At 40.2% G+C, this 16,207-nt stretch carries 11 protein-coding genes, 7 tRNA genes and 1 riboswitch; of the genes, 12 read left to right on the top strand and 6 right to left on the bottom strand.

Annotated features, from left to right (window positions below):
* Both AC0VYV_RS14545 and AC0VYV_RS14540 read left to right on the top strand, forming a co-directional pair.
* Nucleotides 1-747 carry a sirohydrochlorin chelatase gene (locus AC0VYV_RS14545; protein ID WP_475373939.1) on the top strand — a complete coding sequence of 249 codons (747 nt, stop codon included), beginning with the start codon at nucleotides 1-3 and terminating at the stop codon, nucleotides 745-747.
* On the top strand, nucleotides 744-1,307 hold the full coding sequence (locus AC0VYV_RS14540; RefSeq protein WP_430244251.1) for an NAD(P)-dependent oxidoreductase: 564 nt from the start codon (nucleotides 744-746) through the stop codon (nucleotides 1,305-1,307). The genes AC0VYV_RS14545 and AC0VYV_RS14540 overlap by 4 nt, the downstream gene beginning before the upstream one ends.
* A 112-nt stretch (nucleotides 1,308-1,419) precedes the next feature.
* Here AC0VYV_RS14540 and AC0VYV_RS14535 read toward each other — a convergent pair whose 3' ends face one another.
* The 6 genes from AC0VYV_RS14535 to AC0VYV_RS14510 form a co-directional block, all read right to left on the bottom strand.
* Nucleotides 1,420-3,078 carry an IS1182 family transposase gene (locus AC0VYV_RS14535; RefSeq protein ID WP_475373223.1) on the bottom strand — a complete coding sequence of 553 codons (1,659 nt, stop codon included), beginning with the start codon at nucleotides 3,076-3,078 and terminating at the stop codon, nucleotides 1,420-1,422.
* 172 nt (nucleotides 3,079-3,250) lie between these two features.
* The gene (metH, locus tag AC0VYV_RS14530) at nucleotides 3,251-6,637 is read right to left on the bottom strand and encodes a methionine synthase (RefSeq protein WP_475367497.1); all 3,387 of its coding nucleotides are present in this window, start codon (nucleotides 6,635-6,637) and stop codon (nucleotides 3,251-3,253) included.
* Nucleotides 6,638-6,677: 40 nt separating this feature from the next.
* Nucleotides 6,678-8,534: a bifunctional homocysteine S-methyltransferase/methylenetetrahydrofolate reductase gene (locus AC0VYV_RS14525; RefSeq protein WP_475373938.1), complete on the bottom strand. Its 1,857-nt coding sequence runs from the start codon at nucleotides 8,532-8,534 to the stop codon at nucleotides 6,678-6,680.
* A complete protein-coding gene (gene metC, locus AC0VYV_RS14520; RefSeq protein ID WP_475373937.1) occupies nucleotides 8,531-9,724 on the bottom strand; it encodes a cystathionine beta-lyase in 1,194 nt (397 codons plus the stop codon). The genes AC0VYV_RS14525 and metC overlap by 4 nt, the downstream gene beginning before the upstream one ends.
* The gene (locus AC0VYV_RS14515; RefSeq protein ID WP_475372669.1) at nucleotides 9,711-10,841 is read right to left on the bottom strand and encodes a methionine biosynthesis PLP-dependent protein; all 1,131 of its coding nucleotides are present in this window, start codon (nucleotides 10,839-10,841) and stop codon (nucleotides 9,711-9,713) included. The genes metC and AC0VYV_RS14515 overlap by 14 nt, the downstream gene beginning before the upstream one ends.
* 73 nt (nucleotides 10,842-10,914) lie before the next feature.
* Nucleotides 10,915-11,025: riboswitch (SAM riboswitch) on the bottom strand.
* A gap of 85 nt (nucleotides 11,026-11,110) precedes the next feature.
* Nucleotides 11,111-11,920 (bottom strand): DUF1189 domain-containing protein, encoded by an 810-nt coding sequence (locus AC0VYV_RS14510; RefSeq protein WP_475373936.1) that lies wholly within the window; start codon nucleotides 11,918-11,920, stop codon nucleotides 11,111-11,113.
* Nucleotides 11,921-12,157: 237 nt separating this feature from the next.
* Between AC0VYV_RS14510 and AC0VYV_RS14505 the strand changes: the two genes are divergently transcribed.
* The 10 genes from AC0VYV_RS14505 (at nucleotide 12,158) to AC0VYV_RS14460 (ending at nucleotide 16,190) form a co-directional block, all read left to right on the top strand.
* Complete coding sequence (locus AC0VYV_RS14505; protein ID WP_283153978.1) at nucleotides 12,158-13,786, top strand: Na/Pi cotransporter family protein; 1,629 nt, start codon at nucleotides 12,158-12,160, stop codon at nucleotides 13,784-13,786.
* Between the two features lie 101 nt (nucleotides 13,787-13,887).
* Complete coding sequence (locus tag AC0VYV_RS14500) at nucleotides 13,888-14,370, top strand: DUF456 domain-containing protein (RefSeq protein WP_283153979.1); 483 nt, start codon at nucleotides 13,888-13,890, stop codon at nucleotides 14,368-14,370.
* Between the two features lie 134 nt (nucleotides 14,371-14,504).
* Nucleotides 14,505-14,579 (top strand) — tRNA-Asn (locus tag AC0VYV_RS14495).
* Between the two features lie 3 nt (nucleotides 14,580-14,582).
* Nucleotides 14,583-14,659, top strand: a tRNA-Met gene (locus tag AC0VYV_RS14490).
* A 22-nt stretch (nucleotides 14,660-14,681) separates the two neighbouring features.
* Nucleotides 14,682-14,757: transfer RNA gene (locus AC0VYV_RS14485), tRNA-His, on the top strand.
* A gap of 12 nt (nucleotides 14,758-14,769) precedes the next feature.
* Nucleotides 14,770-14,846 (top strand) — tRNA-Ile (locus tag AC0VYV_RS14480).
* 10 nt (nucleotides 14,847-14,856) lie between these two features.
* Nucleotides 14,857-14,949: transfer RNA gene (locus AC0VYV_RS14475), tRNA-Ser, on the top strand.
* Nucleotides 14,950-15,005: 56 nt separating this feature from the next.
* Nucleotides 15,006-15,082, top strand: a tRNA-Met gene (locus AC0VYV_RS14470).
* A 150-nt stretch (nucleotides 15,083-15,232) separates the two neighbouring features.
* A tRNA-Phe gene (locus tag AC0VYV_RS14465) sits at nucleotides 15,233-15,308 on the top strand.
* 270 nt (nucleotides 15,309-15,578) lie between these two features.
* On the top strand, nucleotides 15,579-16,190 hold the full coding sequence (locus tag AC0VYV_RS14460) for a superoxide dismutase (protein ID WP_194222182.1): 612 nt from the start codon (nucleotides 15,579-15,581) through the stop codon (nucleotides 16,188-16,190).
* Nucleotides 16,191-16,207 lie beyond the last annotated feature (17 nt).

Genomic DNA, 16,207 nt, shown 5'->3' with positions numbered 1-16,207 from the left:
GTGAAAGCCGTTCTATATATATGTCACGGTAGTCGCGTGAAAGAAGGAAGAAATCAAGCGGTAGAATTTGTTGAGAAGTGTAAAAAAGAACTTGGGTATCCAATACAAGAGACATGTTTTCTTGAGCTTTCGAAGCCCGATATTTATCAAGGTATATCAACATGTGTACAACAAGGTGCGAAAGAAATTGTGGTAGTACCCGTCTTATTACTTGCAGCAACTCATGTAAAGAAGGACATTCCAAACGAAGTAGAGCGCGTCTCTGGAGAATTTCCATCGATAACTGTTCACATGGGATGTCCTTTAGGAGTACACGATAAGTTGATCTCTATTATAGAAGAAAGAGTTAGGGAGACAGGAGTTTCCATTCAACAAGATGCAAGTGCTCTACTTGTAGGGAGAGGAAGTAGTGATCCTGATATAATAAGAGATTTAGATCGAATCGCAAGGCGAATCCTTGAAAAGATGAGATTTAAAAAGGTCTCTGTGTGCTATCTTGCAGCTGCAACTCCAACCTTTGATGAAGGAATTAAACACGCTAAAAACGGCACTAATAGTCAGATCTTTGTCATTCCTTATCTTTTATTTACAGGTGTTCTAATGAGAGAAATGGAACATAAAATAAGTAGGTTAGATGGAGATGGTCCAGATTTCTATCTTTGTCATTACCTCGGCTACCATGAATTTTTGAAAGATGTATTGAAAGAAAGAGTAATAGAAGCATATGAGATGGAGGTAAAGGTATGAGGGAATATCCGGTTACCCTTAACCTGGTAGGAAAAAAAGTTGTCATTGTTGGAGGGGGGCGTATAGCGCTTAGGAAGCTCAAAGGTCTACTTGGTTGCGGTGCGAATCTAAAAGTAGTAAGCCCTGATATTCACAGTGATATTAAGAAATATGTGGATTCTGACAATATTACCCTCGTGGAACGCGCAGTTAGGGAGTGTGATATACATAATGCGTTTTTAATTATTGTAGCGACCAATTCGTATGAAGTGAATGAATTTGTTGTCAAACATGCCGAAGATAATCAGCTAGTTAATGCATCACATCAGGCTGACAGAGGTAACGTGTCTCTACCTGCAACGTTGAGGCGAGGAAGATTAGTGATATCTGTTGTCACAGGTGGAGCAAGTCCGTTGCTCGCAAAGAAAATTCGAGATGACCTTTCGTTGCAATATGACCAGTCATATGGACAGTATGTAGAGAGTTTATATAAGAAAAGGCTGGAAATAAAGAGCAATAACATGTGTGAAAGTGAAAAGAAGGACATTTTAGAAAAAGCTATGAATAAGACATTTCTATAATCACATGCTATTGATTCGCTTAGACTATTTTTCTGTTTCAAGATCATCAATGATACATTTGAAGCGATCCTAAAATTACCATAAGATAAGAAGAGGCTGGGACATAAATAGCCTAAATTACTGAAAAAAAGGTCCCGTTCATCGGTTTTTGATGAACGGGACCTTTTTTGGCGTGTTTGTTCCTATTCTTTTTAGCTTTGTCGGTAATCATGGCGGTGTACTTTCTCAAGTTCACCGCCATGAGCGCAAAGCCTAATTCATTTTTGACTTTTTCTTTGCCCCTAACGGACATTCGAGTAAAACCCAAATTAGCCTTCAGAAATCCAAAAACTGGTTCTACGTCAATTTTCCGTTGACCGTAGATTTTTCCCGTTTTTTCTTCTGAAAGCAGTTCTCGAATGATTTTCTTTTGCTCTTCCCATTGGGCATTATAATAGATCTTGCGATTGTTCCCTTCCTGCGCTTTGGTACACTGCGAACGAAGAGGACAATCTGAACAGTCATCACATTCATAAACCCTGAATTCCCGTGTGAAACCTCCACGATCGGTTCGATGAGAGAGGTGACGGAACATCAACTGTTGTCCGTTCGGACATATGAACGAATCCCTTTCCTCGTTGTAGGCCCAGTTGGCTGTGTTGAATTCATTCTGCTTGAAACGCTTCTTTTTCTCGGTGCGATAGGTACTGTATGTTATCAGTGGCTTGCGCTCACGATTCTTCAAAACATCCTTATAATTTTCTTCGCTTCCATAACCGGCATCGGCGACGATATAGTCAGGGAGTGTAAAAAAGTCGTTCTCGATATGGTCGAGAAAGGGACGTAATGTACGTGTATCCGTCGGGTTTGGAAAGATATCGTAAGCGAGCGTATATTGTCCTTCTGTCGCAATTTGGAGATTGTAACCAGCTTTTAATTGACCGTTTTTCATGTGATCTTCTTTCATGCGCATGAAAGTGGCATCGTGATCAGTCTTCGAATAACTGTTGCGTTCTTCGAAAATGGCCATGTCGGTCTCGTATTTCTGTTTGCGCCCTACGATATCTTTCAACTGCTTGAGGGATTGCTTCGGCCCTTTTCGCTCGGACCGAAGTTTTTTTCGCTCGTTTACCTCTTCACTGGCGTCAATCTTCTCACTCAATTCCTCCACCTTATCTTCCAGCTTTTCTTCGATTTTTAAAAGCTCTTCAATGGAGAGTTGTTCCGGATTTTCTCGCTTGATCTCAGGAATAATTTCGTTTTCAACCAACTCATCATACATTTGGTTCGATTTTTCGATCAGACTGGCACTATACCTTTCAACAGACTTGCGCCAAACAAACGTAAATTTATTGGCGTTCGCCTCAATTTTGGTTCCATCAATAAAAATCGCTTCCTGATCAATCGCCTCTTCTTTAACCAAATGACATCGAAACTGAACGAAGCACTCGCGAAGAAGCTCCATAGCTTCGGGATGGACACGGAAGCGATTGATCGTACGGTAACTCGGTTCATAACCTTGAGACAACCACATCATGCGAACGCTATCGTAAAGAAGGGCTTCAATCTTTCTTCCTGAAAAAACCGATTGCGTGTACGCACATAGAATCACTTTCATCATCATACGTGGATGATAAGAGGGACATCCTGTATCGCGTAAAAAACGTGAGAAAGCTTCATCTGGAATCTGTTCGACCAGGTCGTGAACGGCATAGGCAATATCATTTTCTTGAAGTTTCATTCCTAAATCCATAGGTAAAATCACTTGATTCATGTTATACTCTTTAAACATAAGGGCACCTCCGATGGTTATTGTGTGGTAACTTTAATTTTATCAGATGGTGTCCTTATTTTCTTATTAAAATGAGATGAAAAACATAAAAAGAGTGGCCCGCGAACAACTACGTTGTTCGCGGGCCACTCTTTTTTTAATTTACCGGGTTTTGTCCCAGCCTCTTTGTTTCTTATAAAACGTTAAAGTATCTTCCTTCTGGGTGAGCGAAAACCATTGCAGTGACAGAGGCTTCGGGCTCCATCATACATCCATCCGTTAATTCAATCCCAATGTCTCGGGGATGAATGAGTGCAAATAACTTGTTTTGATCTTCGAGTTCGGGGCAAGCAGGGTATCCAAAGGAAAAGCGTTGACCCTGATATTTTGCTGAAAATCGATTCTGCATAGTGAAATCTGTGGGGTCTGGGAATCCCCATTTATCTCTCATCAACTGATGAATGTGTTCAGCAAGACCTTCAGCAGTCTCTAGAGCTAATGCTTGTAGTGCATGACTTTCCAAATAATCACCTTTATTTTTTAACTCTAGAGAACGTTCTCGAATTCCTCTTCCCGCTGTAACAGCAAAGAATCCAACATAATCCATTTCACCACTTGATACCGAACGAAGGTAGTCAGCAAGACATAAGAAAGGTTCTTTTTGCTGACGAGGAAACGAAAACCGTTCAATAACTGTTTGATGATCATGTGGAGAGTAAATGATCACTTCATTCCCATTGGACTGTGCTGGGAAGAATTGATACTTCGCTGAGGGCTGTATCCAATTTTCTTTTTTCGCTCGAGTTAACAGCTGGTCAACCACTTCTTTTAAATGAACAGCCTTCTCGTTTTTTTCCTTTAATAGTCTTGATACCTTCCCTTTAAGACCCAGGTGATGTCCAATTAACATCTGCATATTTATATATGGCTCAATATGTGCAACAGAGTAATTTCTTAAAATATGCGGCTCGAGATCGTATGGCTGATAAACCTGCACATCAGTCGTTACATTAGAAACAGGTTTAACAGCAACGGCCGTTCCGTTATTAGAGCTAGTTTTCCTTTCTATGACAGGTTGAGTAGCTCTTTTTTTAGATTGCTCTTCCATAAGAGTTCTTTTTTCTTCTTCATTACTTAGCCGATTGGAAAGCGATAGTCCTTCCATTGCGTCCTTTGCATAAAAAACAGGTCCATCATACTCAGCTGAAATTTTATTATCGGTAAATTTACGTGATAGAGCCGCACCGCCTACCATAATTGGTATAGATATTTTAGCTTGCTTCATATCTTGAGCGGTCAGAACCATTTGTTGGGCAGATTTCACTAATAGTCCTGAAAGTCCAACAAAATCTGGCTGTTGCTCGTGAATCTGATGAATAAGATCGGTAGGGGTAACCTTGATTCCAAGGTCAACCACCTCGAAACCATTATTACTTAATATTATTTCAACTAGGTTCTTACCAATATCATGAACATCGCCTTTAACGGTTGCTAATAATACTTTCCCTTTGGTATGGGAGGCATCTTCTTTTTCCATGTGAGGTTCGAGGAAAGCGACGGAAGCTTTCATCACCTCTGCACTTTGGAGTACCTCAGCAACAATTAATTGGTTATCATTAAATAATTTACCCACCTCTGCCATCCCATTCATTAGAGGTCCATTGATAATTTGAAGTGGAGAACTGTATTCATTAAGGGCTTTTTCTAAATCCTGCAGCAAACCTTCTTTTGTTCCTTCTACTACATATAAACTAAGTCGTTCTTGAAGCGTGAGGTTCGACGTTTGTACTTTGCTTTCTTTCTTTTTACCACGATAATAAGCTGTAAAATCAGCAAGAGTCATGTCGTTTGTTTCGAAAAGAAGTTCATCTGCAAGCCGAACTTCTTTATCAGAAATGGAAGCGTATCGTTCTAATTTCTCAGTGTTCACAATTGCGTAATCTAATCCTGCTTTTGTACAGTGGTACAAATAGGCAGCGTTTAATACTTCTCTCCCTACAGGAGGAAGCCCAAATGATACATTGCTAATTCCGAGTATAGTCTGACAGTCCGGGAGCGCTTCTTTAATAAGCTTTATCCCTTCAATTGTTTCAGAAGCTGAGCCGATGTATTGTTCATCGCCTGTTCCGATTGGAAAAACAAGTGGATCAAAAATGATATCTGAAGATTTGAGACCGTATTTAGAAACGAGTAGCTCATGTGAGCGTTTGGCAACTTCGAGCTTACGTTCAGCTGTTATCGCCATCCCTGACTCATCAATAGTGCCAACTACAACGGCGGCGCCATATTTATGAATAAGAGGAGTGACAGCTTCAAATCGTTCTTCTCCATCCTCGAGGTTAATTGAGTTGATGATCGCTTTTCCTTGTGAATAAGAAAGGGCTTTTTCAATCACCGCGTCATCTGTTGAGTCAATGATAAGAGGGGTTTTTACTTTATTTACAACATATTTCATGAAATTCTCAATATCTGCAAGTTCGTCACTGTCAGGATTTGCTAGGCAAATATCGATAACCTGCGCTCCTTTTTTTACTTGTGAGCGAGCTATTTCAGAAGCCTCTTCAAATTTCTCCTCAGCTATAAGACGTTTGAATTTCCGTGAACCAATCACATTTGTCCGCTCTCCGACAAGAACAGGTCTTGTGTTTTCATCATAGATAAATGGCTCAATCCCTGAAATTGCGTGCGGGTGGGAGTGAGGTGCTTTTCTAGGCTGAACATTCTTCACAGAATCTGATATCGCTCTGATATGAGCAGGTGTCGTTCCACAACAACCGCCAACTACATTTAGCCATCCTTTTTCCGCAAATCCTCTAATTTTTAATGCCAAACTTTCTGGCGTTTCATGATAATGCCCCTCTTCATCTGGAAGACCCGCATTTGGATAGCAACTCACAGAAGTTGTGGCAAGATCTGATAGAGATCGGAGGTGATCTCTCATAAATTCTGGTCCTGTTGCACAGTTTAGACCAACAACAGCTGGGTTCATGTGTTCAAGTGATAAATAAAAAGCTTCAATGCTTTGACCTGCGAGAGTTGTTCCCATCGGTTCGATAGTACCAGAAATGATAAGGGGAACAGAACGATTGCTTTCTTTAAAAGATTTTGAAATCCCAATAAAAGCGGCTTTAACATTTAGCATATCCTGACTTGTTTCAACAAGGAGGAGATCTACGCCACCTTCTAGTAATCCTTTTGCTTGTAATTGATAGGATCGGCATAGAGCTTCAAATGTAGTGCCACCTGTAACAGATAATGTTTTTGTTGTTGGCCCCATTGAACCAGCTACAAAACGGGGCTTATCAAATGTCGTCACTTTGGAAACTGCTTCTTTTGCTAGAATGGCAGATGTGTAGTTAAGCTTTTCAGCAAGATGGCCAAGATTATATTCGTCGAGTACGAGATCGGTCGCTCCGAAAGTGTTCGTTTCAATAATATCAGCACCACAAGCTAAGTAATCATCATGTATTGAGGAGATAAGGTCTGGTCTTGTTAAAGATAAGTATTCGTTGCAGCCTTCGAAATCTTCACCACCAAAATCAGCGGGCATAAGATTAGCCTGTTGAATCATTGTTCCCATGGCTCCATCAAGAACAAGAATTCTCTTCTTAAGTAGATCTTCAAATGAGGGGTAGACCACTATGAATCTTCCTTTCTTCTTCAATACGAGTTTTTTCTTTAATGTAACGAGTTAATTCTACTGTTAATTCGTAGCGCAAAAACGGTGTTATTAAATAAATGCCATTGAATAAATCGAATGCTGCATCAATTAAGGACTTTGCGATGGCGAGTCCTTCATTTTGTGACTCACTGGCATCGGTGGCTGTGGACATTCGCTTACGTATTGAATCAGATAATTTTATTCCTGGTACTTCATTATGCAGGAATTCGGCATTTCGATAGCTTGTTAACGGCATGATTCCGATGTAAATAGGGCACGTTAAATGTTTTGTAGCTTCATGTACTTCGATTAATTGTTCTTCGCTATAGATAGGCTGACTAATAAAATAATCCGCCCCATACTGCTGTTTTTTCTCAAGTCTTGCGACAGCTCGATCAAGATGGCGAACATTAGGGTTAAAAGCTGCTGCGATCGAAAAGGAAGTCTTCATCCCAAGTGATTTACCGGAATAAGATAACCCGTTGTTGAATTGTTTGATTAACCGGATAAGGTCGAAAGATGATACGTCATATACAGAAGTTGCACCTGGAAAATCTCCTATTTTTGTAGGATCTCCAGTAACAGCGAGTACCTGATTAATTCCCAGTGTATGAAGCCCCATTATATGCGATTGTAATCCGATGATATTCCGGTCTCTACAAGCTATGTGCACGAGAGGGCGAACATTAAATTGTGACTGAATAGTTGATGCCATAGCTGTATTGCAAATACGAGGTGAGGCAAGGGAATTATCAGCTAGTGTAATAGCATCTACTCCGACTTCTTGTAGGGCCTTCGTACCTTGGAGATACTTCTTTGTATTTAGCTTCTTAGGCGGATCAAGCTCTACGATAACAGAACGTTGCTTTTGAGCAATTTCATGCAAGTGGGGCAAACGTTCTATGTTGTTTTCGGTTTGTGTGACTTCTTTAGCTATTACTTCTATTTTTTTATGAGTAATAGGTTTTGTTCCCTTTAAAGCTTTTGAAACAGCAGCAATATGTTCTGGTGTTGTACCACAACATCCTCCAATTAATCGAACACCTTGTTTGCGGAGAGATTCAGCACTTTGTTTAAAATAATCAGGGGCAGTGGGGTAAACCAATCGTCCCTCCTCATAGTCAGGTAAACTTGCATTTGGATAAGCAGAGAGATAACTAGTTGAAAGGGGGACCTCTTCAAAAGCTTGAATCATGTGATATGGCCCTAGTCTACAATTAACACCTGTCACATCTGCTCCAGACTTTTCTAATTGTTTAAGAGCAGATGGAAGGGAGGTCCCGTTTTGTAAAACCCCGGGTTCATGCATGGAAACTTGAGCTATTATGGGGAGGTTCGTTTGTTTTCGAGCAATCCCAAGGACTGATGAAATTTCTTCAAGATCGTAATAAGTTTCGAGTAAGATCCCGTCAACGCCCTCAAGTAGAAGACAGTATAACTGTTCTCTAAAGCTACGTTTGATTTCATCAAGAGAAGTCTTTTGAGTATTGATTCCTCGTATGCCACCGATCGTTCCAAATACATAAGTCGCTTTGTTTGCTGCTTGTCGAGCTAATTTAACAGCTTCAGTGTTCATTTCTTTTACAAGATCTTCAAGACCATATCTCGCTAATTTACTGTAGTTTGCTCCATAGGTGTTCGTTTGTATCACGTCTGAACCTGCTTCTACATATGCGCGGTGTATGTTTAATACTTGCTCTGGATGCGATAGGTTTAACTCTTCAAAACATTGATCTACCCCATATGAATAGAGAAGTGTTCCCATCGCGCCATCACCGATTAGAATATTGTTTTTTAATTTATTAAGGAAACTCATAGTTGACCACTCGCTTCGGAAGCGGAGTATTGCTTTCTAATAGCTGCAAATCCAATTTTGAAATCTTTTAATAAATCATCAGGATTTTCAAGTCCCACAGACAATCGCAATAATCCATCTGTGATGCCTCGTTTTCTTCGTTCTATAGGAGGCATAGAAGCATGTGACATTCTAGCTGGATAGGAGAGAATTGATTCTACGGCACCAAGACTTACCGCGAAAACAGGAATTTGAACATGCTTTGTGAATAGACGCACGGCATTTTCATCAGGTAACCGAAAGGACAAAACTGCACCAGGACCAGCGGCTTGATAAATATGAGTGGAGTGACCAGGGTGATAAGAAAGCCCTGGATAAAAGACTTCTTCTACCATCTTTTCTTTAGTAAGAGCATGCGCAAGACGAAACGCAGATCTAGACGATTGATCTAGCCGACAATGCAATGTTTTTAAGCCACGGAGAACTAACCAGGAATCGTGAGCGCTTAAAATCGATCCAAACGAGTTTTGCAGGAATGCAAGCTGTTCCGCTAATTCCTCACTTTTTACGGCAGCAAGACCAGCGACGACATCGCTATGTCCTGAAATGAATTTCGTAGCACTATGCAATACGATATCGGCTCCGAAGTCTAACGGACGTTGTAGAGCAGGTGTCATAAAGGTGTTATCGACAAATGTTAAACAATTATTCGCTTTAGCTAATTTAACAACGGCTTGAATGTCAGTTACCTTCAGTAAAGGATTAGAAGGCGTTTCGATATAGATTACTTTAGTATTGGATTGAATACCTCTCGCCACTTCATTTAAATCTGTCATGTCTACAAAAGTATGTTTAATTCCAAATCTCCCGAGAACGTCGTGAATCATGCGATACGTCCCACCGTAGACGTCTTCAGATATAAGAACGTGATCGTTTTGTGAAAGGAGCATAAACGAGGTGGCGATAGCGGCCATCCCAGAAGCAAACGCAAATCCCTTAACCCCACCTTCAAGATTGGCAATTGTTTCTTCAAGCGCTTCGCGAGTGGGGTTGCCTGAACGACTGTAATCGTATTTTCCAGGTTGGTCAAAATCCATCTGATGAAATGTAGAAGCCTGTTGGATAGGGACGCTAACAGCTCCCGTAGCTTTATCAAATTTGTGATCGTTATGAAGAAGTTTTGTTTGAAATGTATAATCAGTATTTGTCAATTTGAACAACCTCCTCTTTAAAAATGGACAATGCTTGATTCAGGTCCTGTATTAAGTCATCAATGTTTTCAATCCCAACAGAGAAACGTAGCAGTCGATTGCACACCCCTTTTTCAAGTCTGATGTCTTCTGGTATCTCAGCATGAGTTTGCGTTGAAGGATATGTGATAAAGCTTTCTACCCCTCCAAGACTTTCAGCAAATGTGACAAGTGTTAATTTTCTAAGAAAGAGATCTACCCATTCTTCGGAGCGCAATCTGAAAGAAAGCATCCCACCTTTATCTGGATAAAAAACGTCTGTTATTGCTTCATGATTTGTTAAAAATTCAGTTATCTTTCTGGCATTCTCTTCATGCTGCTTCATTCTGAGTGGCAAGGTTTTCATGCCTCTCATTAATAACCAGGAATCAAAAGGAGAAAGCACAGCGCCTGCACCGTTTTGGTATTGTTGGATTTCAGCGCAAATATTCTCACCTTTTGCAACCACAAGCCCTGCGAGAATATCATTATGACCGCCTAAATACTTAGTGGCACTATGCACGACGATATCCGCCCCAAGCAGTAGTGGGTTTTGTAGAAGAGGGGTGAACAAAGTATTGTCTACAATAAATAATAGGTCCCTGTTTTCTGTTATCCGTGCAATTTTTTCAAGATCTGTTAATTTCATTAATGGATTAGATGGATTTTCAACAAAAATGGCTTTTGTACGGTGAGTTAGGAGTGATGAAAGTTGTTCATTTCTTTGTGTATCAAAATATGTGAAGGAGATACCATAATGTTTTTCAGCATGGGCAAATAATCGATAAGTCCCACCATACAAATCATCTGAGACGAGAATATGGTCGCCGCTTTTGAATATGGCAAGGATTGCTTGAATCGCAGCCATTCCGGAACTAAAAGCAAATCCCTGATCACCATGTTCGAGTTCTGATATAGCGGATTCTAAAATGGATCGTGTCGGGTTTTTGGTTCTTGAATAATCGAATCCGGTGGATTGACCGATGCCTTCATGGCTATACGATGTGGAGAAGTACACTGGAGGATTTACCGCACCGGTTTTAGTATCTGAATGATTACCTAATTGGACAAGTAGTGTTTCTAACTGTTTATTCGACATAATCAATCTCCTTTTCATTGAATAAGGGCAATAAAAAAAGCCCTCTATAAGAAGAAGACTTTGGTTGCTCTTCTTCTTATCTTCCAAGTTGAAATCAACTTGCTGGAGTTAGCACCTTACCAGAAAATATCTGGTGGTTGCTGAAGCTTCATAGGGCCAGTCCCTCTGCTTCTCTTGATAAGAATTGAAAATATATGGAATTTTATTGTGTCGCTTTTTTCATAATCTACATCACTTTAAAGTGAAAAGCAAGGGATTTGAGTAAATTATCAAAATTTTTCTTCTGTTGAATCATTTGCTCGCTCGTTCGTTACACGTTTTTTTGGTAACGGGATTTCTTTAATCGTAAGATAAAGTAGCATGATGGCCACAATCCAATAAAGTAGGAATCCTAAAGGGACTGCTGTTTTAATGAGTGCCATAATCGCAAAGAAGAGCGTTGGAATTGTTACTGAATAAACAGATAAGACCCAAAGTTGTTTATAAGAAGCTTTTCTTCCGGTAATACTTCTCAATAGTAGTCCAATTGTAGCTAGTACGGTAACTCCTATAAACTTAAGGCCGGTTTGAAACAAATAGATAACGAATATCAGTAACGGAATAAAGATAGGGAGCAGGTTGTCCAGATTATTACTTAGCTCATTAACATCTTGCTTCGTGAAAGTCATCGAACTAAAGTTACTGTAATTAAACTCCTGTCTAGCACCGCTATCTACAACGATTACACGATCTTTTAGGAATGCGATAACGGAATCATATTGATCAACATCATCAGGCTTTGTCTGGTCTGTCGCATCAAAAATAAAAGTATTTTCATCATTTTGTCGAATAAGCGGTTCAGACTGTTCACTTGTTAAAGATCCGTCCTCTAAAGTGAATTCTGGTAGATCTGACATATGTGTTTTGAGATCCTCATAAGCGTTTGTAAAGGATAGAGCCGTCATAATTCCTACTGGCACAGAAGAAATGAACATAAGTAAAAACACGTACAATATTGGCTTGCCTAGCTTTTGAAAACGGAATCTGGCCATCATCTTAGGGGAAAATAAGCTGTAGTAAAGTTGTTTAAAAACGTTCAAATTAATAATCTCCTTTCTAAATGTGGAGCGTTTCTCCACCCAATCAGTTTATCTTATATAGAGAGAAGGGAACAGTATTCTTGGTGAAACTTTATTGAAATAAATTTGTTTTCAGCATAATATCTTTACAAATCTATATTAACTCTTTACAAAGGGGGGAGCGATGTAGATAATAGACAAGGGACTTTGTTGAGTATTGTCGAAAAAAATAAAACATAAGTGCAAGGGGTTGAAATGATGGAACTCAACGTTCAGGAGATGATCTTTCAGTTTGTGGGAGGTCTTGGTATTTTCCTGTTTGGACTAAAGTATATGGGAGACGGCCTTCAACGATCAGCAGGTGATCGATTAAGAGACATTCTCGATCGTTTTACGACTAACCCGTTTATGGGTGTGCTCGCTGGGGTCATTGTAACTATTCTCATACAAAGTAGTTCAGGAACAACGGTTTTAACAGTCGGTCTTGTTAACGCAGGATTTATGACTCTGAAGCAAGCAATTGGCGTTGTAATGGGTGCGAACATTGGTACAACTGTTACAGCATTTATTATTGGTTTTCCTATTAAAGATTACGCACTTCCAATTATAGCCATCGGTTCTTTGTTAATTTTCTTCTTTAAAAACAAGAAAATTAACTACGCTGGTCAAATCGTCTTCGGATTTGGTGCGTTGTTCTTTGGACTTGAATTAATGAGTACGGGAATGAAACCACTTCGTAGCCTTGAGGCTTTCCAAGAATTAACAGTAAGCATGAGCTCGAACCCACTGTTAGGCGTTGTGATCGGTACAGTATTTACTGTCATTGTACAAAGTTCCAGTGCGACAATTGGTGTATTGCAAGGTCTTTATTCACAGAACGCAATGGATATTCAAGCTGCATTACCAGTTCTGTTTGGAGATAATATCGGTACAACGATTACCGCAGTTCTTGCTTCTATCGGTGCATCCGTTGCCGCTAGACGTACAGCACTGACTCACGTTATTTTCAATTTAATTGGAACGGCGCTTTTCCTAATATTCTTATTCGCCTATACGCCGTTTATTGAATACTTAAGAGATGCATTAAACTTAACACCGGAAATGACGATTGCATTCGGACACGGGATCTTTAACATTACAAATACTGTTATCCAGTTCCCATTCATTGCCGGACTTGCCTATCTCGTTACAAAAATTATTCCTGGTGATGATGCAACGATTGAATATAAGCCAAAACACCTTGATCCAGTATTTATCGAACGCTCTCCATCTGTTGCATTAGGACAAGCTAAAGAAGAAGTGATTCGAATGAGCGGATTTGCTTATAAGGGTGTTAAAGAAGCATCAAATTATTTAACATCTAAGAGTCAGAAGAGCGCTGAAAAAACCGCTCAGTATGAAGAAGCTATTAACAACCTGGATAATAAAATTACAGATTACCTTATCCAATTATCAGCAACTTCTCTGTCTGGAGATGAGTCGACACGACACGGTATGCTAATGGACTCAGTTCGTGATATCGAGCGTATTGGCGATCATATGGAGAATATTGTTGAGTTGGTTGATTATCAAATAAGCAATAAAGTGAAGATGACTGACGTTGCTATGAAAGACCTTGATGAAATGTTTAATCTGACTCTTTCTGCACTCAATGAAGCCTTTGATGCACTTGATAAATGGGATGTAGCTAAGGCGCAGGAAGTTGTTAAGCTAGAAGATAAGATCGACAAAATGGAAAGAACGCTTCGTAAGCAGCATATCCTTCGTCTAAATGAGGGTGAATGTACTGGAAGTGCTGGAATTGTTTTTGTTGATATCATCAGTAACCTTGAGCGTATTGGTGACCATGCGGTTAATATTGCAGAAGCCGTCATTGGAGAAGAATAAATGTGGGAAGCAGAGGGATGCCTCTGCTTCTTTTTATCATTATATAGAAGAAAAGTGACATCTCCGCTAAAATAGAGTCAAGTTGAAGGGAGGTTAAAAGCGTGGATATTCTATTATGGTGCCTGATCATTGCGTCATTCATCATTGCATTTGTGGGATTGATTTATCCAATTATTCCAGCCGTACTATTTATTTATGTTGGGTTTATCCTGTATGGGGTGTTTTTTGATTTTGGTTCAATGACTATTTCCTTTTGGATTGTTGAAGTTCTGCTGACGATGCTATTATTTGTTGCGGACTATGCTAGTAATTTATTTGGCGTGAAGAAGTATGGAGGGTCAAAGGCGGCGATATGGGGGAGTACAATTGGTTTACTTGTTGGCCCATTTGTCATTCCGTTTGCAGGGATCATCCTTGGACCATTTATCGGGGCTATCTTAGCTGAACTAGTTATTCATCGAAAAGCTTTTAAAGAATCTGTTCAAGTAGGTGTAGGTTCATTGCTTGGTTTTCTTGGTGGAGCTGTTATGAAAGGATTACTCCAAACGATTATGGTGGTTGTGTTCCTAGTGTATGTCCTATAAGTTCTTGATGACAAAATGAAAGCGTGATATAGTATTTTCATAATTGAAATTAAGATTAATTCAATTAAATTTGAAAAACTTATTGACTCTTTCTTTATCCATATGATATATTAGTTCTTGTCGTTAAGAAATATTCCACAGTAGCTCAGTGGTAGAGCTATCGGCTGTTAACCGATCGGTCGTAGGTTCGAATCCTACCTGTGGAGCCATATGGCGGTGTAGCTCAGCTGGCTAGAGCGTACGGTTCATACCCGTGAGGTCGGGGGTTCGATCCCCTCCGCCGCTACCATATATTTCAACGATACAACATGGCGGTTGTGGCGAAGTGGTTAACGCACCGGATTGTGATTCCGGCATTCGTGGGTTCAATTCCCATCAGCCGCCCCACTTATTACATAAGGACCCTTAGCTCAGCTGGTTAGAGCTGACGGCTCATAACCGTCCGGTCGCAGGTTCGAGTCCTGCAGGGTCCACCAAATGCATATCGGAGGAATACCCAAGTCTGGCTGAAGGGATCGGTCTTGAAAACCGACAGGGGCTTAGTCGCCCGCGGGGGTTCGAATCCCTCTTCCTCCTCCATTTTCTAAAAGTTAGCTTTCTAAAAAATGGATGCAAATTAGGTTCTTTTACATCATCGCGGGGTGGAGCAGTTCGGTAGCTCGTTGGGCTCATAACCCAAAGGTCGCAGGTTCAAATCCTGCCCCCGCAACCAAAATAAAATTCTTACTACGTCGAACATACTTCTTTGTTAGAATTTAAATGGAGTGCTCTAGGGGCAACCTAAGCTCATAGCAACTCCAAATTATTTTGAATGTAAATGCAAACTACATACTAATTAAAATTAATACTGATAACATGATTCGGCTCTGTAGCTCAGTCGGTAGAGCAGAGGACTGAAAATCCTCGTGTCGGCGGTTCGATTCCGTCCGGAGCCACCACTCAATAAAGATCCCACTCGTCAAATAATGACGAGTTTTTTTATGTTTTATGTATGTTATTACGATGTTAATTCTCGATTTTTTCTTTTAAGATGTTTAATTCCATATACTGAGGGGAAACTTTATCTGTGTTGCGGAAATTCAAAGGTTTATTATTTGAAAACGCATGACAATTCTGCTAGTGTAAACTTGTGACGACATCATGTTCAAGTGGTGGCTAACGCTACCCTAACAGCAAGTTACATACTATATTTAAGGAGGAGATTCACAATGGCTAAATTTGAACTACCAGAACTACCTTACGACTACAATGCACTAGAACCACACATCGACGAAGAAACAATGAAGATCCACCACGACAAGCACCATAACGCATATGTAACAAAATTAAATGGTGCACTAGAAGGTCATGAGGAGCATGCATCTAAGAGCCTTGAAGATCTTCTTGGCAACCTTGACGCACTTCCTGAAGGCATTCGCACTGCTGTTCGAAACAATGGTGGCGGGCACGCTAACCACTCACTTTTCTGGCAATTGCTAAGCCCTAACGGTGGCGGCGAACCATCAGGTGATCTAAGCGAAGCACTTAAAAAGAAATTTGGTAGCTTTGAAAGCTTCAAAGAAGAATTTGCTAATGCTGCAGCTGGTCGTTTTGGCTCAGGCTGGGCTTGGCTAGTAGTAAAAGGTGGAGAACTTGAAGTAACAAGCACTCCAAACCAAGATACTCCAGTAATGGAAGGTGTTACACCAATTCTTGGGCTAGATGTTTGGGAGCATGCTTATTATCTTAAGTATCAAAACAAACGTCCTGATTATATCGCTGCATTCTGGAATGTAGTTAACTGGGATGAAGTTGCAAAGCGTTACGAAGCAGCTAAATAATTTACCAAGCTTTCAAA

This window comes from Anaerobacillus sp. QJM3NY_17, assembly GCF_056173665.1.
The sequence above is the reverse complement of the archived record's forward strand: the minus strand, read 5'-3'. Positions and strand labels throughout refer to the sequence as shown.

Excerpts from the sequence above, each read along its gene's own strand:
- AC0VYV_RS14540 (WP_430244251.1), top strand. The coding sequence starts at position 744 with ATGAGGGAATATCCGGTTACCCTTAACCTGGTAGGAAAAAAAGTTGTC.
- AC0VYV_RS14535 (WP_475373223.1), bottom strand. The coding sequence starts at position 3,078 with ATGTTTAAAGAGTATAACATGAATCAAGTGATTTTACCTATGGATTTA.
- metH (WP_475367497.1), bottom strand. The coding sequence starts at position 6,637 with ATGGGAACAATGATTCAACAGGCTAATCTTATGCCCGCTGATTTTGGT.
- AC0VYV_RS14525 (WP_475373938.1), bottom strand. The coding sequence starts at position 8,534 with ATGAGTTTCCTTAATAAATTAAAAAACAATATTCTAATCGGTGATGGC.
- AC0VYV_RS14515 (WP_475372669.1), bottom strand. The coding sequence starts at position 10,841 with ATGTCGAATAAACAGTTAGAAACACTACTTGTCCAATTAGGTAATCAT.
- AC0VYV_RS14505 (WP_283153978.1), top strand. The coding sequence starts at position 12,158 with ATGGAACTCAACGTTCAGGAGATGATCTTTCAGTTTGTGGGAGGTCTT.
- AC0VYV_RS14460 (WP_194222182.1), top strand. The coding sequence starts at position 15,579 with ATGGCTAAATTTGAACTACCAGAACTACCTTACGACTACAATGCACTA.